Below are 21,601 nucleotides of genomic sequence, written 5' to 3'. Positions count from 1 at the left end.
CACTCCTTATTGGTCCAGATGGGGCAGCCTACGTAAAGTCTGCGGGTAGCGGGCGGCTCCGCTTGAGCCCGCGCCAGTACCAGCGTCGTGTCGGGGTGAGAAGGGGAAGGCGAAAGTCAACGTAGCGAAGGTCGGGCAGGCGGCCAAAATCCATACTGCGAAGGTAGGGCGAAATGCGAAAGTCGTGCGGGCGTGATATACAAAAGCGTTAGCAATTATGCAAACGCCAACTGCTTTATAGTTCAGGCAAAATGACATAATCTTATACCCGCCGGATAATCTAATTTTCATGCGGTACTTAAGAAAGTGCAATAACCAGCCATATAGTGCCTTCACTAAACACAATTGCAGGTTGACATCAACCGCTGCAAGCAGTACGAATACAACGCTTCTTAAAAAAATACAATATCAGAAAAATGGTAACGTATTTAGTAAGAAGCGGATGTGATTTTTAGCTGGTCACGCCTTACATTCGGTTTGTTCACCATCTATCCAAGCGCATGACGCTTACGCGACCAACCTTTCTCTCTACCTCTTTTCTGCTACACTGCCTTTGCTGGTTGGTGCTGGGGGCCGGACTGGTATTGCCGGCAGCTGCCCGTACGCACCGCGTGCATGCGCTGCATCATCGTCACCTGCGTCGTCACATCTACATTCCCCGGATGTTGCCGACTGTCATTCCCATTGCCCGTGAGGGCTTTACCACCGTATTACGGGCCGGGCCTCGTGGTATAGCCGGCGCTTTCAGGGGCGGCGCACCACCAGTGGCGAGCGCTACAATCGCCACGAGTACACCTGCGCTCACAAAACCCTGCCTTTTGGCACCCGCTTGCGGGTAACCAACCTGAATACCGGGGCGTCGGTCGTTGTGCGCGTTACCGACCGCGGGCCTTTCCGCCACCAGCGGATTATGGACTTATCAGAAGTAGCGGCCCGGCCGCTGGGTATTATAGAGGCTGGCGCGGTTACGGTAGTGGCTGAGATAGTATCGGCCGCCACGCCGCTGGGCGTGGCCGAAACGCCCGACAATCTGGCTGCGCTGCGTGCCAGCGACCCGCACCCGGAAGCGCCTTTTACTGCCTACCAGCTCCCGCAGCCGGAAGCCGCCGCAATCACTACGGTGCTGGCTGCCAGTCCCCCGCCGGCTACTGAAGCGTCGCCCGCTACGGCATTCGCCAGCCAGCCGGCCCCCATTTTGTAGTGCAGGCCGGCACGTTTGCCGACGCGGCCAATGCTCGCGCGGTGCAAGCCCATATCCTGTCGCTCGACCAGACCCTGCCTGCCCAGGTAGTAACGGAGGTAATAGATGGTCGCACCCTCAACCGGGTTATCATTGGCCAGCTCGACAGCTGGCTGGCTGCCGAAACCGTGCGCCGCAATCTGCAGCTCTGGGGCCTTGCCGGGCTCGTGCGTCAGGTATCATCGCCGGTCAACGAGGCTACTGCTGCTACGGGTGGTTCTGTCGCCAGCGCCACTGCTCCGGTTGTCGTTACGGCGCTACAGCACTAATTCGTAAGTTGCAGTCGTTGGCAAGTTATTGTTTGTCAAGCTTTTCATAAGTATGGGTTAATGCCTTCCAGCACTAGCTCAATTTGATTGATAGAAATATATTAATATATATTTTTATCAATAAATTTTTGCCAGTAGCGTTACACGCCTGCTGGCCTCTCCAAGCGCAAAAGCGAGTCATTTTCTACGTAGAAAATGACTCGCTTTTGCGCTTGGAGAAATTAACCTGACGGCTGACTATTCTTGCGCGGCACGGTTAATAACCACGATGGCTACGACGGCCAGGGCTGCCACGCCGAGAACCATCTGGGTAGGTGTGAAATTCTTGGAGGCCTTGCGCAACAGTGTGCCGCCGTTCTTGAGCAGGTCATCCATGTGTTCCGATTTGCCCTGAAATACATTCACGGCCGCTTCAAATGTGCGGGCAATGTCTTCGGGTAAGATATTTTCGATTTGTTGCAGCTGGTCAGCCATGAGAAAAGCGAGTGAGTGGTGAATTGGTAGGAGCGGCCGGTAGTCAGCCGTTAGGAGCTTCTACGGAAAAAGCCGTCAGGCGTTCCTGTGCAGCTTACTAATTGCTTGGCTTATTCTGCCACCACCAGCACCAGCGAGCTGCTGCGGCTGCCCTCGCGCACTACGCAATGATAAGCGCCGGGAACCAGGCCGCGCACCACTACCGGCACGTGTTGAGGCCCCAGGCCCAGCGTACGGCCATCAACCACGCGGCTTACCTCTCGGCCCAGGCCGTCGAGCACCACCAACTGTACCGGCTCGCCCTGGCTCTCGAAAACGACGGTGGCCTGGTCGACAGCCGGGTTGGGATACACACTGAAACCCGCCACCGGGTTAGCACTGACTGTGGCCAGGGCATTTGATTTGATAACCGGCACGTAGGGAAAGCTCTGGCCAAACAGTTGGTTGAGCGTAGCCGGCGTTACCTGAAACCAGTCTTTGAGAATACTGGTGTACACGCTGCGGAAGTCGACCTGCATGGGCACGTTGTCGTTGACGCCGGCGTTGGCGGGTAGCTGCGGATTGGGGCCATACACGATAGGATTGGCCTGCGAGCCAAACACAATAAGCGGCGCCGCCGCGCCGTGGTCGGTGCCCAGCCCCGAATTAGCCTTGATGCGCCGGCCAAACTCTGAAAAGGTCATGCCGATTACCCGGTCCTGCACGCCCAGCCGCCGCAGGTCGTCCTGGAAGGCGTTGATGCCATCGGCCAGCTTGCCCAGCAGCGTGGCGTGCGCGCCGGTAGTGGTGCTGCCCGTGGCCGGCACCTGTAGCGAGTGAAGGTCGAAGCCGCCCAGCTGGCACACGTAAATGCGGGTGCTCAGACCACCGGCTACGAGCTGCGCCACTATTTTAAGCTGGTCGGCAAGCGTATTCTGGCCGGTGGCCGGGTAGAGTGGCGATAGGTTTTTAGCTTTGGCCGCTGCGGCCTGAATGGTGGTAGTGTACAGTTGCGTCTGGCTCACTACCTCGCGGATAAATGCCAGCTCGTGGCCGGCCGAGGTTGGGGGCACGGCATCCGTGCCCCCGCTAAGTAGCTGGTAGAAGCTGGTGGTGCTGGCAATGGCCATGCCCATGTTTACCGCGGGTCCCTGTACGCAGTTGCTCACGACCGAGCCAATGCTCACCGCCAACGGGTCGGGATTCTGCGCGCTGGGGTACCCAGTGGGGTAGTCTGGAAACTCGCCGTCGAGGTAGCGCCCGCCCCAGCCGGTAGTCCATACCACATCGGAGCTGGAGCCCGACGTCCAGATGTCGGTGGCCCGAAAGTGTGAAAAGTTAGGATTAGGATAGCCTACGCTTTGCACCACACCCAGCTGGCCATTCTTAAAAAGCTGCTGCGCAGTAGCCATTGCCGGGTGAATACCCGTAGCGGCTGTAAGGGGCAGCACCTGGTTCTGGGGCAGCGCCAGGCTAGGCCGCGCCACCATCAGGGCCGCGTACTGGTCGACGGGGATAATCATGTTCAGCCCGTCGTTTCCCCCTTGCAGCTGCACGATTACCAATACCTTATCAGTAACAGTGGCAGCGTTGGTAAGGGCCGCCAGCTCGGGCGAGTAGCCGTAGGCTCCGATAGGAAAGCCGCTGAGCAGGGCTACGCCTGTGGTGGCAGCGGTAGTGGTATGGAGAAAGTCGCGGCGCTTCATAAAGTAGGGGTGGGGCTTGCCCCGCCCGTCGCTAAAACGTTTAAATGGAACGACACTCAGCCGGGTCATTCGCGGGGCCAGCCATGCCCTACGATAGTTGATACTCAGCCAGGCCAGCGAGCGCCCGCGCCATGGCCGAAAGCCGGCCAGCCACGGTGTTGCGCTTGACCGTGTTGGTAGGAGCGGCCAGGTACTGGTTCCACTCACTGGTCCACTCAAAATCGGGCAGGCCAGGCAGGAGCGCGCTTTTCAAAAAATCCAGCTGATTGGTTGTGAGCACAATAGGAACCATCAATTGGGCAAACTCGGCAATGACGAGGTTGGGGTTCTGGGCTGTGGTGGCCGGCAGGGCCTGCACCCAGGCTACCAGGTCGGCCTTAAGGGTAAAGCCATTGCGGGTGTAGCCGGCAGTGCTCAGGAAAAGGTCGGTGGTTTGATTGCGGCGGGGCAGCGTCACGGCATTTATCCACAGCTCGTGGTACTGCGGCGTTTGGTAGTAGGCGGCCCAGCCCGCTACGTTGGGCGGGTCGCCGAGCGGCTGCTGTTGCAGGTAAGCCGCGGAGTACAGCTGCTCCCACATGCCGTACTGGGCTACCGGACTACTAGCTGGTGGAAATGCCAGCTCAAACTGCCGGCACACCCCGACGGTAAAATCCAACGGACTTTTAATCAGGCAGCCTACGTTAGCCACATCAAAAAAATGCTGCGAGCCGAGCAGCGCCCGCAGCACCGGGGCAACGTCGTAGTTATGCTGCACCAGCAGCGTGGCCAGGGGCTGAATGATGTCGCTCTCTGTCTGCGCATCAATTACATAATAAACAAACCAGCGGTAGAGCTTGCGTACCAGAAACGCGGCCGTGGAGGGCTGGAGGAAAATCAAGTCAATCAGGTCCTGATACTCTGAGGCGCCATTAGGGGCAATGTGAGCGTTACCGAAGGCGCTGCTGAACTGCTTGATGCTGCTGTCGTGGCGGCTGGCCGTAAAATAACCACTCACGGTGGCGGGGTTATCGCGCCAGCCGGTCAGGACTTTAGCCGCTGCCTGCACGTCGGCTTCGGTATACGTTGTGTAGTTGCCGGCGCCAATAAGCGGCCCTTTGCCCAGCGTAAACAGCTCCATTAGCTCGCGGGCGAAGTTCTCGTTGGGCGCGCCAGCGGTGCTGGCGTTACCATTAAGGTAGCGCAGCATGGCCGGGGTGATGGTAATATCTTTCGTAAGCTGCCGGATGTTGCCCAGCGCCTGCTGCCGCAACAGGCGTACGTACTCGTAGCCATACTGCGCGCTATTGATGGTGCTAAACTCGATAACGAAGTGGTTGTGCCAGAATAGGGTCATCTTCTCGCTCAGCGACACCCCCTGCATAAGCTGCTGGCCCAGCCACCAGTCGCGCAGCGACGTTCGGCGCGCGCCCTCCAGCGTCTGGTCGAAGCTCTGCCCCACCCAGGTTTGGCCGATGGGTACAGTGGTGTCGAGTGCATTCACGTTGAGCGGCGCGGCGGGTGCAGCCGGCACAGTGAGGAGGCCATCGAGCACCAGCGCCAGCGTCGAAGCCGCCGCTGCCTGGATTTCGCCCCGCGTTGGCCCAAACAGGCAGCGGCGCAGCAGGTGAGCTGCCTGGTCCGGGCCCCAGGCCCCGCTATAAGGAGCCAGCGTAGAGGAAGTAGTGCGAGCCGGCAGCTTTTTGTTGGCAAACGGGCTAACGGTTTCGGGTGGGTCGGCAACCAGGGCTCCGGCCGCAGAAGCTGCGCCTGGAAGCGGCGGATGTTTTCGGAGAAAAGCTCGGCGGTTCATAAGCAGCGGCGAACATGCGATATGCGTTTGCTGCCTAAAGATACTGGTGATGGTTGAGGGTTTAATCGCTGACTAACAATTTTTTATTTGCTCGCGCGAATGCCCGCGCCTGGCACCCCGGTTGAGGAGAAGCCGAAGCCCTCAGGCTACTGGATACCCGGGCTCAACCAGCTTCTGAAGGCCGGCTCCAGCGTGTTGTAGTGTTACCGCGGTAGCGCTGGCTACTACGTTCATCGGATGGTACAGCAAAAAAGCCTCACCGAAAGATGAGGCTTTTAGTTACCAGCAGAAAAAGGAGAGAAAAGGTTATTCGTACACTTTTACCACGAACACAAAGTCCTGAAGCCGTTTTACTTGCTGGGCGCGGGCCGCCCCGGTCAGCTGATTAGTGCGGGGCAGGTGGTAGGGCTGCACCGGCTGCCGGTTTTTGAGCGAATCGACAAGGCGCACCAGGTACGACGACTTGGTGGCGAAAGCGGCGCTTTGGGCATCATCCTGCCGGCCGCTTACTACCCCGATAAGGTTGCCGCGCTCATCAAGCAGCGGGCCGCCCGAGTTGCCGGGGTTCACCGGAATACTCACCTGGTAGAAAGCCGTGTCGCCGTTGAAGCCCGAGCGGGCACTAAGCGCACCCTCGCCATATACGACGTCTTCGCGGGGATAGCCGAGGGTATATACTCTTTCCCCTATATCTGCCTGACCTCCTTTAAAGGTGTAGGGCAATTTGCCAAAGCCGTCGAAGCCACTGTCCTTGATGCGCAGAATGGCCAGGTCATGCTTGGCATCGGTATAAACGGTTTCGGCGTGGTAGCGCTGGTGGTCGCGGCCTTCAATCAGGAGCGAGTCGGCTCCCTGAATAACGTGCGAGCTGGTAACGAGATAGCCATCGGCGGTGAGAGCGAAGCCCGTACCGCTGAACTTACCATTGTTGACTGGTGCAGCCGGTACTCCGCTGGTTTTGGCTACTTTGCGGGTAAGCGCCCGCTGGCTTTGCTTCAGCTGCGCCACTTCCAGGCGCAGCATCCGGTAGCCGTTGGAAGGCTCCGTATTGGCAGCGCGCCACAGGTTTAACCCCAGCAAGGTGCTGAATACTGCCAGTACCGCTACCGAAGCGGCCACACCAACCGTAGCGCGGTGGCCGCTCCAAAACTCGCGCAGCTTGCGCTCGGTGCGCGAAATGCGCAGTATAGGGTTTACTGAATACGTGAGCGGCGAGGCCACCTCGGTAGCCGGAGTGGTTTCGGCGGCCAGCATAGCCTCGTGCAGCGCGCTGATAGTATGGCGGGCCCGGCGGCGCTCGCCGTAGGCAAGCAGGGTGCCCGTCAGCTCCACGTACTCGGTGTAGAGCTGGTGCAGCCGGGGCTCGGCACTAAGCCGGGCTTCCAGGCTGGCCCGGGCACCAGCCGCCAGCTCACCGCGCTGGTAAGCTTCGAATAGGGCGTAGTAATCGGCTTCGGTTTGCATCTTTTGGTGCTGGTACCTGGTGCGTAGTAGCTGGGTTAACCAGGGTCCGTTCTAACGACCCAAGCACCAGATACTACACGCTAAGCACCAGATTAAACTTCTTTATAACTGGCAAAAAACAACTTCTTCAAACGCGTTAAGCACTTGTACTTCTGGGTTTTGGCGGTGTCGGCGTTGGTGTAGCCGTGCTCCGCCGTGAGGTCGAGCATCGATTTTTCGAGCAGGTAAAAGCCTTCGAGCAGCGAGCGGCAGGGCTCACCCAGGTGGGTAAGCGCCTCGCTCATGGTGGCAAAGCGCCGGTCGCGCTCTTCAGCTTCCTGCAAGTCGTCTTCGGCCCCGGTGTTTAGGTAAGGGCCGTACTCTTCCTCGTCGAGCAGGCGCACACCGTGCAGCCGGCTCTTGGTGGTGAGGCGCTTGAGCCACAGGCGGCGGCACACGGCGTAGAGGTAGGTTTTAATCTGGCAGCTCAGCTCCAGCGAGCCTTCGCGTACCTTCTCATAAAAAACCATCACGCCTTCCTGATACACGTCGCGGGCATCGTCTTCCGAGCCGCTGTTTTGCAGCACGAAATGCGACACCATCGGCCAGTGCAAGCGGTAGAGCTGGCTGAGGGCCCGCTCATCGCCACCCTGAATGGCTCGGATGAGGTGGGCATCGGCCGCCAGCGCCGTAGTGCTATCCATGTTCATTCGCTTCGGGGGTTAATGCCACAAGATGGCATTTGTAACCCAGCATAAAAATTTTAAATTTTTTTCAAACGGCTGGGTTACCTGGCAGCCGTTCGAGGATAAAGGGCAGATTTTTGTTAAATCCCTTTCAAATTTACCTCAAGATGAACAACCTGCTGAAAGTATCTGCCCTGTTCCTGGCTGTAGGCCTGGCTTCGTGCGAGTCGAAAACCGCTACGACCGAAACCACCACGACTCCTGCTACCACCGAGGCTACCTCGACCACCAGCACCGACTCGACCGCTACCACCACGGCTCCTGCTGCTGGCGCTGATGCTACTGCTGCTCCGGCTGCTGGCGCTACCACCACTACCGGTGCTGCTACCACGGCTCCTGCTGCCGGCGCTGCTACCACTACTGGCACCAGCACCACTACGACTGAAGTTAAGAAGTAATTACGGCCGGGCTTAGCCCGGCGTAGTTTCTGGTTTGAAAGGCCTGCGCAGCAATGCGCAGGCCTTTTTTCTGTTGAGCAAGAAATTTTTGCTCAACTCATTCCTCCTGGATGAGCCGCAGCAGCGCGGCCGCTATGGCGGGCCAGGGCTCGTGCAGGTTGAGGGTAACAATCCGGACCGGGTGGCCGCCCAGCGTGTAGCGTACATTGACTACTGCTGTCGGAGCGGGGCCGGCAGGATAAAGCAGTATGCCTTCGAGCTTTTGGCCAGGAGCCGGTCGCAGGTTTTGCAGATAAGCATAGAGCTGGTACAAGTGCGGGGCAATAAGGCGCTGCTGGTCGTAGCGGGGGCGGAGCGCGGCGGCGTAGTACTTGGTATCGAGCACTATTTTGCGGGTAGGACTATCCAGCGTAGTGTCGGTGAGCATGGTGGGCAGCAGGGCCAGGTCGGGCGCATAAGCAGCTTCGGCCTGCCATCCGATAGTTTCGGCAAACACCCGGTAGCGGCGCTGCTCGCGGCGGTAAAAATTGCGCACCGCCTGCTCAAAAATGCGGGCCATCAGCCGCTCATCGCGGCGAAAATCGGTGAAGCGGCCCCGGCTTCCCGCGGCCGGAGCCGGTAGGGAAGTGTCATAAATCAGCTCGCAGATATGCAGTAAAAATGCCTCGGCCGAGGCCAGCCGCTGACGGCGCAACGCCGGAAACAGCGCGGCCGACGGGGCCAGTGCCTGCACACTGGCCGGCAGGCGGCGGCGTACCTGGTTCACCTCGCGGCGCAGCGATAGCGCTAGGCCGGGGTGCGGGGCCAGCAGCGCCAGCGTGCCGGCGAGCAGCTGGTACACCGGCTGGTTGGCGCTTAGCTCGTCGTAGCTGCACACGGCGCGGCCCTGGGGCAACAGCCCCCGTCCGAGCGTCGGGGCCAGCTCGATGCGCCCGCGCAGCTCACTTCCTTCCTGCTGCGTAGTCATAAATGCCAGTGGCAGGCCGGTGCGCAACAGTTGGCGGGTGGCGTGCAGCAGCATTTGCGTGAGCAGCTCCAGCGGGCGATGAAAGGGCGCCGCCTCGCTGGCTTGCAGCACGGCAGGCTCGGGCAGGCGCTGCCAGGCGTAGCAAAGCAAGTAATAGAGCGTGGCCAGTGGAATCATGCGGGCAGAGGCCAGTCGTGCAGCAGCTTACGCAGCTGGGCAGCAGCTTTGTCAGGCTGCTCGCGCCAGTAGTCGGCCAGCAAAGGGCCGATTTCCTGCTCAAAAATCAGCCGCAGCCATTCGCTGGCCTCGGCAGGCTGCCTGGGCGGGGTACAGAAGTAGCTATGGCCTACCTCAAAGTCGGGGCCCAGCTCAGGGTCGGCGGCAATCACTTGGTTGAGAGCGGCCATGCGCTCAGTAAGCAAGTCGATAAGGGTTTTCGGAATAGCTGCTTTTTCTACTATACGCCGCAGGGCCTCCCCAAACTGCGGCTGCATGGCCACAAAGGCAAAGCGACGGCGCAAAGCATAATCGAGCGGGGCCAGCGAGCGGTCGGCCAGGTTGAGCGTGCCAATAAGATATAGATTGGCCGGTACAAAAAAGCGGGGGGCCTCGGGCGGCGCGTAGGGCAGGCGCAGGCCATGCGCCGGACCGCGCTTATCGGGCTCCAGCAGCAAGAGCAGCTCGCCGAAAATACGGGCTACATTGCCCCGGTTAAGCTCATCAATCAGCAAAAAATAAGGGCGTTCGGGGTCGGCCGCGGCGCGTTGGCACAGCAGGGGCAACACCCCCGGCACCAGCCCGAACTGTCCCTTGGCCCCAGGCCGGAACCCCAGCATAAAGTCTTCGTAGCCATAGCTGGGATGAAACTGCACCAGCTCAATACGCTGCTCATCGCGGGCGCCCAGCAGCAGCCAGGCCAGGCGGCGGGCCAGGTAGGTTTTGCCGGTGCCGGGCGGTCCTTGCAGCAGCAAAGCCTGGCGGCGGCGCAGGCCGGCCAGGGCAGCATCCAGCTCATTTTCAGAGATAAACAGCTCGGCCAGCGCCTCCGGCCGGGTATAAGCGGGCGCAGGTGCAGCGTACGCCAACGCGGGCTCGGCCACTACCGAAGCGCCGTTTTTGACCGGCGTTGCCGGACCGGTGTACAGGTCTTCGGCCTGTTGCTCGGCGGCCTGGCCCTGGTCGTGCGAAGAGCCGGCAGTGAGAATAGGGCGCTTGGCGGCAATGGTAAAATCGAGGGCTTCGAGCAGCGCATTGGTTGGCTGGCCGGCCGGGTGAGGCCAGCGCGCCTGCGGGTCGGACTGCGCCAGGCGATAAGCCAGCTCGGCTACGGCGCGGGGCGGATAGCGCCGGCCCCGATACAGCAACTCATACACCGTGCTCGGGGCAGGCGGCGGCCTTCGCGCTCTACCAGCCGCAGGGCGCGTAGTACTTGCTCGCGGGTGAGGGAGAGGGCGGGCGGGGTAGAAGAGACGGTGGTCACGGTGCAAAAGAACAGCTGCTGCGGAGCACTTACGCGGGTTGCCGCCGCCGGGTGCCGGCTCCTTCAACAACATTGGGTAGTTACTTTGGGTATGGCTCAGCAACTTCCTCCCGACCCCGCCGCGCTCAGTGGCATTATTGCGTTTCAGGGCCTGCCCGCCAACGTGCTAAACTGGCTGCTGCAAGCGGGTGAGTTGCGCCAGTACGCCGATGGGGAGATACTGGTGCGGGCCGGCGACCCGGCCGATGTAATGATAGCCGTAGTAGCAGGCACAATGCAATACTACCGCCTCGACAACGGCCAGCGCGAGCCGATTTTTCGCATTGAGGCCGGCTATCTCAGCGGCGTGCTACCCTATTCGCGGCTACAAGTATTTCGCGGGCAGGGCGTTGCGGTAGGCAGCACCAAGCTGTTTTTGCTGCCGCGCACCCAGTTCCCGGCCCTGGAGCAGGTAAGCCCCGAACTGGTGCAGCGCCTGGTAGCCGTGATGAGCGACCGCGCCCGCGACGAAGTGCGGGGCCAGGAGCGCGACGATAAGCTGCGGGCGCTGGGCAAGCTGTCGGCAGGCCTGGCCCACGAGCTGAACAACCCCGCGGCAGCTATTGCCCGCGCATCGGCTGCCTTGAACGAGGCGCTGAAAAAAAAGCCCTTTTTGCTCACCAACCTGCTGGCGGCCTGCCCGCCCGCCGAAGCCGTAGCGGCTCTGCTGAACTACGGCAGCCTGCCCGAAGCTGCGCCGGTGCGCTCGGCCCTGGACCGGGCCGACTGCGAAGACGAGCTGGCCGATTGGCTGGAAGCACAGGGCTGCCCCGATGGCTTTGCCCTGGCGCCCGGCCTGCTCGATGCTGGCTACACCGCGGCCACCCTTACCCCGCTGGTGGCGTCGCTGCCCGCGCCGGCGCGCCCGCCGGCCCTGGCGTGGTTCGAAAGCCACCTTTCCGCGCTGAGCCTTACCCACGACATTCATGAGGCCAGCCAGCGCATCAGCACCCTGGTAGGCAACGTTAAAACCTACTCGCACATGGACCGCGCCGGCGGGCGCGAGCTGCTGGCCGTAACCAGTGGGTTAGATAGTACTCTTAATATATTTGACCACGCCCTGCGGCAAAAGAACGGGAAGCTTATCCGTACCTATGGCCCCGATTTGCCGACGGTGCTGGGCGAAGTGGGCCAGCTTAATCAGGTGTGGACCAATTTGTTGGATAACGCCATTGATGCCCTGCCCTCGAGTGGTGGCGTACTTACGGTGCAGGCGGTAAAGGAAGCCGATGGCGTTTGCGTCAGCATTATCGACAATGGCAGCGGCATTGCGCCCGAAGTGCTGGCCCATATGTACGAGCCCTTTTACACAACCAAGCCCGCCGGCGAAGGCAGCGGCCTGGGGCTTGATATTGCCCGGCGCATTGTGCAGGAGCACGGCGGCCGCCTGGAAGCAAAGTCGGAGCCCGGCCGCACCGAGCTTGCGGTGTGGCTGCCGGGTAAGGGCGCGTAAGCGGCCCATTGCCCGAAAAAGCAACTGCTATTCAGCCTATTACGCTACGGTAAGTACTAGCTTACCCTGGACCAGTTTATGAAAAAGCCTATTATTCTGACGGTTGACGACGACGCGCAGGTGCTGGCAGCCATCACCCGCGACTTGCGCCAGGAGTTTCGCAAAGACTACCGTATTCTGAGCGTCAACTCGGGGCCCGAAGCCCTGACGACCCTTACCGAGCTGCGCGCCCGCGCCGAGCCGCTGGCTTTGGTACTGGCCGACCAGCGCATGCCCGAGGTGGAGGGCGTGGAGGTACTGACCCGCGCCCGCGAGCTGTTTCCGGAAGCTAAGCGGGTGCTGCTCACTGCCTATGCCGATACGACGGCGGCCATTAAAGCCATCAACTCGGCGCAGCTCGACTATTATCTGCTCAAGCCCTGGGACCCGCCCGAGCAGCTGCTTTACCCTACGCTGCACGATTTGCTGGCCAGCTGGCAAGCCTCGTACCAGCCAGCCTTCGCGGGCCTGCGGCTGATTGGCTTTCAGTGGTCGCCGCTCTCGCACGAGCTGAAGGATTTCCTGAGCGGCTACATGGTAGGCTACCAATGGCTTGACTTTGAGCAAAGTGCCGAGGCCAAGGTATTGCTCAAAGCCAATGGATTTGAAGCGGAAGACCTGCCGGTCGTCATCTGCCCCGATGGCAAGGCCGTGGCCAAGCCCAACAAGCTCGACCTGGCCCGGCATCTGGGCCTGCTCGTCGATGCCAAGCAGGAACTGTACGATGTGGTGGTTATCGGGGCGGGTCCGGCCGGGCTGGCGGCCGCCGTGTACGGGGCCTCGGAGGGGTTAAAAACGCTCATCATCGAGCGCCAGACGCCGGGCGGGCAGGCCGGCTCGTCGTCGCGCATCGAAAACTACCTGGGCTTTCCTACTGGCGTGAGCGGGGCCGAGCTGGCTCACCGTGCCTGGACCCAGGCCACCCGCCTCGGGGCCGAGTTTATGGCGCCGCAGGAAGTAAAAAGCCTCTGCGTGCAGGATGGCTACAAAGTGCTGACCATGAGCGATGATACGGAGGTTAAAGCCCGCGCTGTAGTACTCACCACGGGCGTCAGCTATCGCATTCTTAATGCACCGGGACTCGACCGCCTTAGCGGGGCCGGCGTGTACTACGGGGCCGCCCGCACGGAGGCGCGCAGCTGCAGCGCCCAGCCAGTGTACATTATTGGCGGGGGCAACTCGGCGGGCCAGGCGGCCATGTACCTCTCTACCTATGCCTCGCGGGTATTTATTGTTATCCGGGGCGAAAGCCTGGCCGCCAGCATGTCGGCCTACCTTATTGAGCAGATTAGTCAGACGCCCAACATCGAGATTCTGCCGCGGACCCAGGTGCGCGAAGCCTGCGGCGAGCAGGCCCTCGATGCCGTAGTTATTGAGCAGGAAGGCCACCAGCCCGAAAAGCGTCCCGCCCGGGCACTCTTCGTGTTCATCGGGGCCAAGCCCAGCACCGAATGGATATGCCAGCTGGCTATGTGCGACCCCAAAGGCTACCTGCTCACCGGCCGCGACCTGGTAGCCGACCCGCGCTACAAAACGGCCTGGAAAAAAGACCGCGAGCCCTATCTATTGGAAACCTGCGTGCCGGGGCTGTTTGCAGCCGGCGATGGGCGCTCCGGGGCCATGGCCCGCGTAGCTTCGGCCGTGGGCGAAGGCAGTATGGCCATCAAATTTGTGCACCAGTACCTGGACGAGTAATATATAATTAATTATATATTACTCGTCCAGGTACTGGTGCCAGGTAGCTACCTCGTGACCGGGCGTTGTGCGTAAGCTTCGCGGGCTTCGTCGAGTAGGCGTAGTACCGTCGTGCGCTGTGCTTGTAGCAGGCTGCGGGTAGTGCCTGGCAGGCGGCGCACCCGCAGGCGGCGAAGCCGGGCGCTCAGGGTTTGCCAATAGCCCAGCGCGTAAAAGCCCGCGATGGGTAAGCTGCTCACAAATAGCAGGGTAAGACGCCAGTCGTGCGTAAGCCAGTGCTGTACGGCGGCAGCTTCCAGCGCATAAGCCAGTGGAAAGGTGAGCATACCTACGCCCAGCATAATGCCCGCGATAAACTCCGTTTCGCGGGTGGCGCGGTGGGCTACCTCGGCCGGAAGTTTATAAGGCAGATAATTGGTAATCAGCCCATAAGTCCATACAGGAAGGCCAGCTGTCAGATACAGGTAGTCGGCCAGCCCGGTGCCGGGGCGCTGGCTTTGGTCGAAGTCGTCATCGTCGAGGCGCTGGTGCTGCAAGTTGGCCAGGTACTCGCTGAGGGCGGTGCGCAGGGCCGTCAGGCGGCCTGCATCGTGCTGCTCAAACCAAGCCAGCGCATCGAGCAGGGTGCGGCTGAGCTGAAAATTATCGTAGAGCGTGGTGGGGTCGTCATCGGGGTTGAGGTGGTCGCCGAAGGTGCGCTCCACCTGCTGGGCCAGCTGCTCGTCTTCGGCCGCGCGGCTGATAACGAGCCGGCGCGTGAGCCGCCGGCGGATTTCTTCCGTCAGCTCATCGGCCGCCACGTCGGGGTCCTGCTGATAGCGGGCCGCGTAGTCGCTTACCTCAATCGGTGGGGCTACGTTCAAGAATACATCGGAGCGAAAGCGGCTGGGGTCGAAGTAGTTAGTGCCTACGCACACAATTTTCAGGCCCAGCTGAAAATTGTGCCGGGCCTCGGTACCCAGCGCGATGCGGGCCGCGCCGGTTTTGAGGGGCCGCAGTCGGCGCTCGCTCACGCTGGTGCCTTCCGGAAAAATCATGACTGTGCCGCCGCCCTCCAGGTAGTCGTAGCAGCGCCCAAAGCTGGCCTCATTGCTGGCCGCCAGCTGCGCGGCGCTCAGGGCCTCGGCGCCGGTTTCGGCATCCTGCCGCCGGAAGATGGGAATGCAGTTGCCCGAGCGCATGATAGCCCCGAGGATAGGGTTTTTGAAGAAGGTGCTCTTGGCCAGAAACGCGATGGGCTGGCGGCGGTGCACCGCCGTCACGAGCGGGTCCATCAGGGTATTAGGGTGGTTGCTACACAGCATGAGCGGGCCGGGTTGGCGCAGGCGCTCCCGGTGGCGCACCTCAAGCCGGCGAAAAAACACGCGCAACCCCACGCGTACCAGGGGCTTCATGATTGTATAGAAGAGCATAGGCGGCAAGTTTACGCAAAAAGGGCCGGCTGCAAGCGCAGCCGGCCCTTTGCCGATGGTTTTGCCCAGGCGCTTAATAGGCGCTGTTCAGCTGGTCGAGGTTATTAGGGTTCTGGCTGCCCGACGTCTTGGCATCGTAGCGGCTACCCGAAGCTGGACCCTGGTCGCGGCGCTGACCGCTGCCATAAGAATTGCCCCCGACGCTGGTGCTGTAATCTGATGAGGCCGCGCGGCTGCCGTAGTCGGCTCCGTGTTGGTGCGAGGAGGCGTAGCCGCTACCCGAGCTCACGCGGGGGTTGCCAGCCCCGTAGCGGCTGCTGCCCCAGGGGCGCTGCTGCGCGCCACGCGGGCTATAGTCCTCGCCGGCATCAGCCCGCGAGTTTTTGTCAAATGGCGAGCGGCGCGACTTGTGGCGGTATTCGGTTTCCTCATCGTGCGAGCTTTTGTTGCGGGTGGCCAGCAGGGCGATGCCCGCTGCCAGCAGGCCCACGCCTACGGCTTTCTGCGTATTAGATAAGCCGCTGATGCGGGTCCAGGCCTGGGCACCAAGGTCTTTGGCAGCCTGGGGCAGCTGTTGCGCCTGGTCGGCCAGGCCCGAATCGGCAAGCCATTGCTTGCCGCTGGCCAATGCACTGTTCAAAGCACCCTGAACGCCGTCGGCCGCCGGCTGGTTAGTGGTATAATCGGTTGGATACTGGCCCTGGCCGGTAGCATGAGCCGCCGTAGTAGAAAACTGGCTGTCAGCGTGCGAAGACGTACCGAAAGCCTGGTTAGCATTGGAATGCGAAGGGGTAGCTGAGCCGGTGTACGGCTGGTTGGACGTAGGTTCCATGAGCGAAGAAGAGTAATGGGAAAAGGATATGGTTGGCCGCCGCAGGAGCAGTGGCGCTGCTGTATTCGTAATTCGGGCGCCGTGGGTTGCAAGTTGTGGCCCCTTACCAAAAAGCGCCGCTGCTGACCGGCAGAGCTGGCGGCGCTCCGGTTTGGGGTAAAGGCAAGCATTCATAGCCGGGATGGCTCGCCCCCTCGGCCGGCTGCGGAGCCTAAGCTGAACAACTACTGCGCCCGGCCGTTTGTCTGCTGTACTCTCCCTTTCGGTACGCGCTGCTATGTTTCGCTTTCAAGGTAAAATCTGTCTCGTCACGGGGGCTACGTCGGGCATTGGCCGGGCCACCGCGCTACGCCTGGGCCGCGAAGGAGCCACCGTGGTATGCCTGGGCCGCGAGGTGAAAGCCGGCCGTGAGGTAGCTGCCGAGATAATGGCGGGCGGCAGCGAAGCGCTTTTTATGAAGACTGACGTGGGCCGCGATGCCGACCTGGTGGCGGCCGTTGAGGCCACGCTGGCGCGTTTCCAGCGCATTGATATTCTGATAAACGACGCGGCCATGATGACTTACACGCCCATTCTGGAGCTGGACCCCGCCGACTGGGACCAGGTGATGAGCGTGAACCTGCGGGCGTTGTTTCGCCTCTGCCAGCTCTGCGTGCCGCACATGCAGGGTGGGGCAGTGGTGGCGGTGAGCTCAGTCCACGCCTTCCAGAGCACGCCCAATGTGGTGCCCTATGCCACCAGCAAGGGTGGTCTCGAAGCCTTCGTGCGTGGCCTCAGCCTCGAAATTCCCCACACCCAGGCCCGCATCAATGCCGTGGCACCCGGTGCCGTCGAAACGCCGATGCTGCGCAGCAACCCCAATGTGCAGAACGGTACCGAAAAATTAACCGGTCAGATTGGAACGCCCGATGAGTTGGCCGCCGCTATCTGTTTCCTGGCCTCCGCCGAAGCCAGCTTTATCAACGGCAGCACCCTGGCCGTGGACGGTGGACGGCTAGCCCAGCTGTAGGCAATTAAATAATAGCAATACTTTCTCAGCTGCGTCTGCCTTCAATGAAGCGTCGAGCACCCTCCCGCGCTTCTACCTCAAACTTATTCTGGTAGTAGCCTACTCGCGCCGACTCTACGAGGTAGAGCCACAGAAAGCGGACGGTGCCCAGCTCGCGCACCTGGCGCAGGTGTACTTCTTCGTGTGCTACCCACTCAGGGTCGGCCAGAAACTCTTCGCGGGTAGCGCCACTCAGGTGCACGGTCTGGCCCAGCACCATGGCCACGCGGGGAGCACGCCCCAGTACCAGCCGGGCAATACGGGCCAGGGGGAGTTGACAAAAGTGTTCAGCTTACTCATTGTATAAAATTCGGGCGTAGCTACGAGGCCAAATCAAGTAAGGTTGCAAGTATAATTGATAATTATCAGTTCTTTTACGGTACTTTTTAAAGAAAAACATACTTTTTTTAAGAAATCAGCATGTGGGTTAGGTTTTTAGTGCTTAGCTTTGGCTACTGGCTACCCGCTAAAGATTCTTTTAAAAGGTAACGGCTACGCTTTCATTCAACCTTAATTCCAGCCGCATACCGGCACTGCCTAGCGCAACAGTTTACGCTTTTCTGCCTTCCCGGTCAGCCAGCTTGAGGGCGCTGGCCGGTGCCCACCCCAACGACGGACAATGAAGAACACTCTGCTATCTTGCCTCGCCGCTGCTTCCCTGGCGCTTTCCTTTTGCTTTGAAAAAATGCCCGATGCCCCGGCTTCGGCTGGCGCTTCGGCTCCCGCAGTCGCCGAGGCCTCTTTGCTTTCGGGCCTGCTCGGCTCCGATGGCTCGGCCACCAAGCCGGCTACCGACGAATCGGGCGCCGTTACGGCCTCGCGCGACTCGCTGGCGTACGGCTACTATAACCAGACGCTGGGCGTACACCTGGCCCACACCGAAAATAAAACACTGCTGCAAACCGTAACCGACTGGCTCGGCACACCTTACAGCTACGGCTCCAACTCGCGCCGGGGTACCGACTGCTCGGGCTTCGTGACGCAAGTATTCAAAAAAGTCTATGGTATCACCCTGCAGCGCAGCTCGCGCTCCATGTTCACAACGGTGAAACGGGTGGCCAAAACCGATATGAAAGCCGGCGACCTGGTATTTTTCCGTCATGGCCACGGGGCTATCTACCACGTAGGCATCTACCTGAAAGACGGTCGCTTTGCCCACTCGGCCTGCAATGGTGGCGTGATGGTGAGTTCGCTCAACCAGCCCTACTACCACCACAACTTTTACGCGGCCGGCCGCGTGGCTGGTACGGAGGCTGCCCCGGCGCCTACTACCCCGGCCGACGTAATAGAAATGCTGGCTGCGGCCGAGCACGCCCGCCCCGAATAACCAGCAGGCCGCTACCCCTGTCAAAAACGACTCCTGGCATTCGCGCCGGGAGTCGTTTTTTGTGTGCGTATAACTTGACAGCCGCTAATGCAGTAAACAGCCAGTTGATAACCTCAGGCGGCTGTGCCGCTTCGCTTTCTCTCCTTTTTTCAGCATGGCTACTTCTAACACGCCTCCGCCCTCCGGCAGTGATATCGCTGCCTCCGTCATCTTTAAGAAATTTCTGGCTGCCGCCGAAGGCTATATCAAGCAGCCTACGCGCCTGAAGAAGCTGCTGCTCGACGCCTTTAACAAAGCCCGCGAGAAAAAAGAAATCGGTACGCTGGCTCACGAGGCCTGGGAAACCATCCAGAGCTTGTTTCGCCTCATCAAGCTGAGTGCCGCCGGCGAGTACACCGGTGTGCCTACTACTACAGTAGTGGCTGCCGTGGCGGTGCTCATCTATTTTCTGTCACCGATTGACCTGATTCCGGATTTTATTCCGGTAGTGGGTCTGCTCGATGATATGGCGCTGATAGCCTGGTTCTCCACTTCCATTAAGCACGAGCTGGATAAGTTTCACGAATGGGAAGCAGCCAAGGCGGCTACTGTCGTGGCGGATGATGAGCTGTTTAAGCGCCGTGGCGCCAGCCCGGCTTACCGGGCGGCCACCGAGCCCTGGGAAACCCGCAGCGCGGCCTCAACCAATCAATCGGCTAAAAACGCGGGTACCCTGGCCCTGCCCGATGGGCCGGCTGGTAGCGGGCAGTCGGCTACCGATGCCGGGCTGGGCTCGCCTTCCAACTCCACTACCCGCCCGGTGCACGATGCCGGGGCCGATGTGGGTAGCGACAGTCGCCCTGGTATTGACGCCATAGCCAACACGACCGATAGCAGCCGCGCCGGCAACGATGGCCGCATCGAAACGGGTGGCAACGTGCGCTAAAGCAAGAAAACAGCAACCAAGAAGCCCCTGACCTCGCACGGAAGTCAGGGGGCTTCTTGGTTAGTAACGGCTGCCCACCGCTACGCGGCGTGGGCCGTTACATAGCGCACAAAGTCGCCAACGGTGTAAAAGGGTACTTCGTCGGGCACCAGAATGTGGAAGTTGCGCTCCAACTCCACGATAATATCTACTACATCGACGGTATCAAAGCTCAGGTCGCGACTCAGGCTGGCGGTGCGGCGCAAGCGTACAGCTTTGATAGCCTTGCGCTTACTGATAATGCGCAGCACTTGCTGCTCAATGCTTTTAGAGGGAACGGTAGCTGAAATCGCGGTAAACATAACTTTTTACAAAAACAAGGTTGAGATAGGCAGGAAGTAACGCAGCCTCTCGTCGGTTTCTGCTAGCCACTCGATGAGTAGCCAGCAGAAACCGACGAGCTACCGCAAACTTTAGGCCAGTACCGGGGGCGTAGCCGCTTCTACTTCCTCGGGGCTCAGGACGGCAGCGGGCGGCTGGTTGTTCACGTCGCGGCCGGTGATTTTGGCCCGCAGCTTCTCATTAAGAAGATACATGACCGGGACTACCAACAGCGTGATAAGGGTTGCAAACGTCAACCCGAAAATTATCGTCCAGGCCAGTGGGCCCCAAAACACGACTGATTCGCCGCCCAGGAAGAAGTGCGGATTGCCCGAGTTAAATAATTCATAAAAGTCTATATTCAGCCCTACGGCCAGCGGGATAAGACCCAGCGTAGCCGCCGTAGCCGTCAGGATAACCGGGTTGAGGCGCGTGCGGCCGGCCGTAACGAGCGCGTCGTGCAGGTTCATGCCCTGGGCGCGGAGCATATCGGTAAACTCGACGAGCAGGATGCCGTTTTTCACCACGATACCAGCCAGCGCGATAACGCCTACGCCCGTCATTACAATAGAGATATTCATGCCCGAGATAGCCAGGCCAAGCATCACGCCGATAATCGAGAAGATGATTTCGGTGAGGATGATGAGCGGCTTGCTCACGGAGTTGAACTGCGTAACGAGCACCAGGAAGATGAGGGCAATCGCCCCGATGGCCGCTACACCAAGGAAGTCACTCGTTTCCTTCTGGTCTTCCTGCGCCCCACCCATGCGCACGGTGTAGCCGGGCGGCACAGGGAAGCTTTTGAGGGCGCGCTGCACATTGGCTACCACATCGGGTCCGGTGAAGCCGTTGAGCACGTTGGAGCTGATGGTGATAAGGCGGTGGGTGTCTTTGCGCTTAATGCCGCCGTAGGTGGTGCCGTAGTGCACATCGGCGATGGCCGAGATAGGCACTTGGCGCACCGCGCCGGTAGCATCACGAAACGTGAGCGGGGCATTCACAATGGCATTCACGTTGTCGCGGTACGGCTTGGCGTAGCGCACCTGAATGGGATACTCATCGTCCGGCGTCTTGAATTTGCTGGCCTCGAAGCCGTAGATGGCGGTGCGCACCTCCGAGCCAATCTGGCCGGTGCTGATACCCTCACGGTTGGCACGGGTACGGTTGATGGTAACGCCGATTTCGGGGTTGCGGTCTTCGAGGTCGGAGCGCAGGTCTTCGATACCACCGATTTTGAGCGAGTCCACATAGCGCTCTACTTTCTTCGAGAGCGCGGCCAGCTTGGGATAGTCGTCGCCGGCTACCTCAATGGCAACTGGCTTGCCCTGGGGCGGCCCACTGGCTTCCTGGTCAACTGAAACTTCGGCACCCGGAATGCCTTTTACAGCTTCGCGAATATCATCCATGTAGATGTGGGTGGCTTTGCCCTTGCGCTCGCTCAATTCCTTAAACGCGATGCCCACCTTGCCCAGGTGCGACTGCGAGGTGCCGGCTGCCGTAGCTTCGCTGGGGTCGCCCGCGCCAATGGCCACGTTGGTAATCACCGATTCCACGTCGGGGTTGTGGCGGCCAATCACCTTATACATCCGGTTTTCGATGATATGGGTGATGGAGTCCGTCACTTCTACGCGGGTGCCCACGGGCATCCGCAAGTAGGTATAGATAAACTTGGGGTCGCCTTTGGGGAAAAAGTCTACCTTGGGCTTGCGCGCACCCACGGCCATAATGCTGAATACGCCCAGCACTACCAGGCCGCCCACAATGGCAACCTGCCGCCACACCTTGCCACCCACGGCCAGCTCTACGAGGCGGGCATAGCCGTTCTGGAAGCGCGGCAGCACGCTGCGCTGGAAGCCGGCTATCATGTACACAAATACGTACTTATCGAGGAAGCAAAGCACGATAATGCTCATCATCAGGTTGCCCAAAAACTTCGAGCCCGACAGGTAGCCGCCAATGGCCACCAGCAGCAAGCCG

General features: G+C 60.4%; 21 protein-coding genes. 8 read left to right on the top strand and 13 right to left on the bottom strand.

The window, feature by feature from the left end:
• Window positions 1-709 precede the first annotated feature (709 nt).
• Together GKZ67_RS17140 and GKZ67_RS17135 are read left to right on the top strand one after the other, a co-directional pair.
• Window positions 710-1,201 (top strand): septal ring lytic transglycosylase RlpA family protein, encoded by a 492-nt coding sequence (locus tag GKZ67_RS17140; protein WP_173246921.1) that lies wholly within the window; start codon window positions 710-712, stop codon window positions 1,199-1,201.
• Entirely contained in the window at window positions 1,201-1,509 is a 309-nt protein-coding gene (locus tag GKZ67_RS17135) for an SPOR domain-containing protein (protein WP_173244757.1), read from the top strand. Before GKZ67_RS17140 ends, GKZ67_RS17135 begins: the two co-directional genes overlap by 1 nt.
• A gap of 237 nt (window positions 1,510-1,746) precedes the next feature.
• Here GKZ67_RS17135 and GKZ67_RS17130 read toward each other — a convergent pair whose 3' ends face one another.
• From GKZ67_RS17130 to GKZ67_RS17110, 5 genes are all read right to left on the bottom strand, one after another.
• Window positions 1,747-1,983, bottom strand: coding sequence for a hypothetical protein (locus tag GKZ67_RS17130; protein ID WP_173244754.1), 237 nt, complete (start codon window positions 1,981-1,983; stop codon window positions 1,747-1,749).
• Window positions 1,984-2,093: 110 nt separating this feature from the next.
• Window positions 2,094-3,668 carry a DUF1501 domain-containing protein gene (locus GKZ67_RS17125; RefSeq protein ID WP_173244751.1) on the bottom strand — a complete coding sequence of 525 codons (1,575 nt, stop codon included), beginning with the start codon at window positions 3,666-3,668 and terminating at the stop codon, window positions 2,094-2,096.
• An 88-nt stretch (window positions 3,669-3,756) separates the two neighbouring features.
• Window positions 3,757-5,460 (bottom strand): DUF1800 family protein, encoded by a 1,704-nt coding sequence (locus GKZ67_RS17120; RefSeq protein WP_173244748.1) that lies wholly within the window; start codon window positions 5,458-5,460, stop codon window positions 3,757-3,759.
• 306 nt (window positions 5,461-5,766) lie between these two features.
• A complete protein-coding gene (locus GKZ67_RS17115) occupies window positions 5,767-6,924 on the bottom strand; it encodes a S1C family serine protease (RefSeq protein ID WP_173244745.1) in 1,158 nt (385 codons plus the stop codon).
• A gap of 92 nt (window positions 6,925-7,016) precedes the next feature.
• A complete protein-coding gene (locus GKZ67_RS17110) occupies window positions 7,017-7,613 on the bottom strand; it encodes a sigma-70 family RNA polymerase sigma factor (RefSeq protein ID WP_317172175.1) in 597 nt (198 codons plus the stop codon).
• Between the two features lie 143 nt (window positions 7,614-7,756).
• Between GKZ67_RS17110 and GKZ67_RS17105 the strand changes: the two genes are divergently transcribed.
• The gene (locus tag GKZ67_RS17105) at window positions 7,757-8,047 is read left to right on the top strand and encodes a hypothetical protein (RefSeq protein WP_173244742.1); all 291 of its coding nucleotides are present in this window, start codon (window positions 7,757-7,759) and stop codon (window positions 8,045-8,047) included.
• 97 nt (window positions 8,048-8,144) lie between these two features.
• On the opposite strand, the gene GKZ67_RS17100 is transcribed toward GKZ67_RS17105, so the two are convergent.
• Genes GKZ67_RS17100 through GKZ67_RS17090 form a run of 3 tightly spaced genes read right to left on the bottom strand, consistent with a single transcriptional unit; the run spans window position 8,145 to window position 10,494 of the window.
• Entirely contained in the window at window positions 8,145-9,191 is a 1,047-nt protein-coding gene (locus tag GKZ67_RS17100) for a 5-methylcytosine restriction system specificity protein McrC (protein ID WP_173244740.1), read from the bottom strand.
• On the bottom strand, window positions 9,188-10,387 hold the full coding sequence (locus GKZ67_RS17095; protein WP_173244737.1) for an AAA family ATPase: 1,200 nt from the start codon (window positions 10,385-10,387) through the stop codon (window positions 9,188-9,190). Before GKZ67_RS17095 ends, GKZ67_RS17100 begins: the two co-directional genes overlap by 4 nt.
• Entirely contained in the window at window positions 10,339-10,494 is a 156-nt protein-coding gene (locus GKZ67_RS17090) for a hypothetical protein (RefSeq protein WP_173244734.1), read from the bottom strand. The genes GKZ67_RS17095 and GKZ67_RS17090 overlap by 49 nt, the downstream gene beginning before the upstream one ends.
• Before the next feature lie 91 nt (window positions 10,495-10,585).
• Here GKZ67_RS17090 and GKZ67_RS17085 point away from each other — a divergent pair, with 91 nt between their 5' ends.
• The gene (locus GKZ67_RS17085; RefSeq protein WP_173244731.1) at window positions 10,586-11,986 is read left to right on the top strand and encodes a sensor histidine kinase; all 1,401 of its coding nucleotides are present in this window, start codon (window positions 10,586-10,588) and stop codon (window positions 11,984-11,986) included.
• Window positions 11,987-12,064: 78 nt separating this feature from the next.
• Window positions 12,065-13,720 (top strand): FAD-dependent oxidoreductase, encoded by a 1,656-nt coding sequence (locus GKZ67_RS17080; protein ID WP_173244728.1) that lies wholly within the window; start codon window positions 12,065-12,067, stop codon window positions 13,718-13,720.
• 47 nt (window positions 13,721-13,767) lie between these two features.
• Here GKZ67_RS17080 and GKZ67_RS17075 read toward each other — a convergent pair whose 3' ends face one another.
• Both GKZ67_RS17075 and GKZ67_RS17070 read right to left on the bottom strand, forming a co-directional pair.
• Complete coding sequence (locus GKZ67_RS17075; protein ID WP_173244726.1) at window positions 13,768-15,132, bottom strand: lysophospholipid acyltransferase family protein; 1,365 nt, start codon at window positions 15,130-15,132, stop codon at window positions 13,768-13,770.
• Between the two features lie 73 nt (window positions 15,133-15,205).
• Window positions 15,206-15,964: a hypothetical protein gene (locus GKZ67_RS17070; RefSeq protein WP_173244723.1), complete on the bottom strand. Its 759-nt coding sequence runs from the start codon at window positions 15,962-15,964 to the stop codon at window positions 15,206-15,208.
• Window positions 15,965-16,241: 277 nt separating this feature from the next.
• Between GKZ67_RS17070 and GKZ67_RS17065 the strand changes: the two genes are divergently transcribed.
• A complete protein-coding gene (locus GKZ67_RS17065) occupies window positions 16,242-16,973 on the top strand; it encodes an SDR family NAD(P)-dependent oxidoreductase (protein WP_173244720.1) in 732 nt (243 codons plus the stop codon).
• 25 nt (window positions 16,974-16,998) lie between these two features.
• On the opposite strand, the gene GKZ67_RS17060 is transcribed toward GKZ67_RS17065, so the two are convergent.
• Window positions 16,999-17,232, bottom strand: a complete 234-nt coding sequence (locus GKZ67_RS17060; RefSeq protein ID WP_217278608.1) for a hypothetical protein — start codon at window positions 17,230-17,232, stop codon at window positions 16,999-17,001.
• Window positions 17,233-17,697: 465 nt separating this feature from the next.
• On the opposite strand from GKZ67_RS17060, the gene GKZ67_RS17055 reads away from it, so the two are divergent.
• Window positions 17,698-18,339 carry a C40 family peptidase gene (locus GKZ67_RS17055; RefSeq protein WP_254244900.1) on the top strand — a complete coding sequence of 214 codons (642 nt, stop codon included), beginning with the start codon at window positions 17,698-17,700 and terminating at the stop codon, window positions 18,337-18,339.
• Between the two features lie 154 nt (window positions 18,340-18,493).
• Window positions 18,494-19,264, top strand: a complete 771-nt coding sequence (locus GKZ67_RS17050) for a YkvA family protein (RefSeq protein ID WP_173244714.1) — start codon at window positions 18,494-18,496, stop codon at window positions 19,262-19,264.
• An 80-nt stretch (window positions 19,265-19,344) separates the two neighbouring features.
• Here GKZ67_RS17050 and GKZ67_RS17045 read toward each other — a convergent pair whose 3' ends face one another.
• Window positions 19,345-19,605, bottom strand: coding sequence for an acyl carrier protein (locus GKZ67_RS17045; protein ID WP_151086501.1), 261 nt, complete (start codon window positions 19,603-19,605; stop codon window positions 19,345-19,347).
• Between the two features lie 111 nt (window positions 19,606-19,716).
• Window positions 19,717-21,489, bottom strand: a complete 1,773-nt coding sequence (locus GKZ67_RS24775; RefSeq protein ID WP_317172314.1) for an efflux RND transporter permease subunit — start codon at window positions 21,487-21,489, stop codon at window positions 19,717-19,719.
• Window positions 21,490-21,601: the final 112 nt, after the last annotated feature.

This window comes from Hymenobacter sp. BRD67 (genome assembly GCF_013256425.1).
In the GTDB taxonomy this organism is placed as follows: Bacteria; Bacteroidota; Bacteroidia; order Cytophagales; family Hymenobacteraceae; genus Hymenobacter.
Note: the sequence above shows the minus strand (reverse complement) of the source record. Positions and strands in the feature narration are given on the sequence as shown.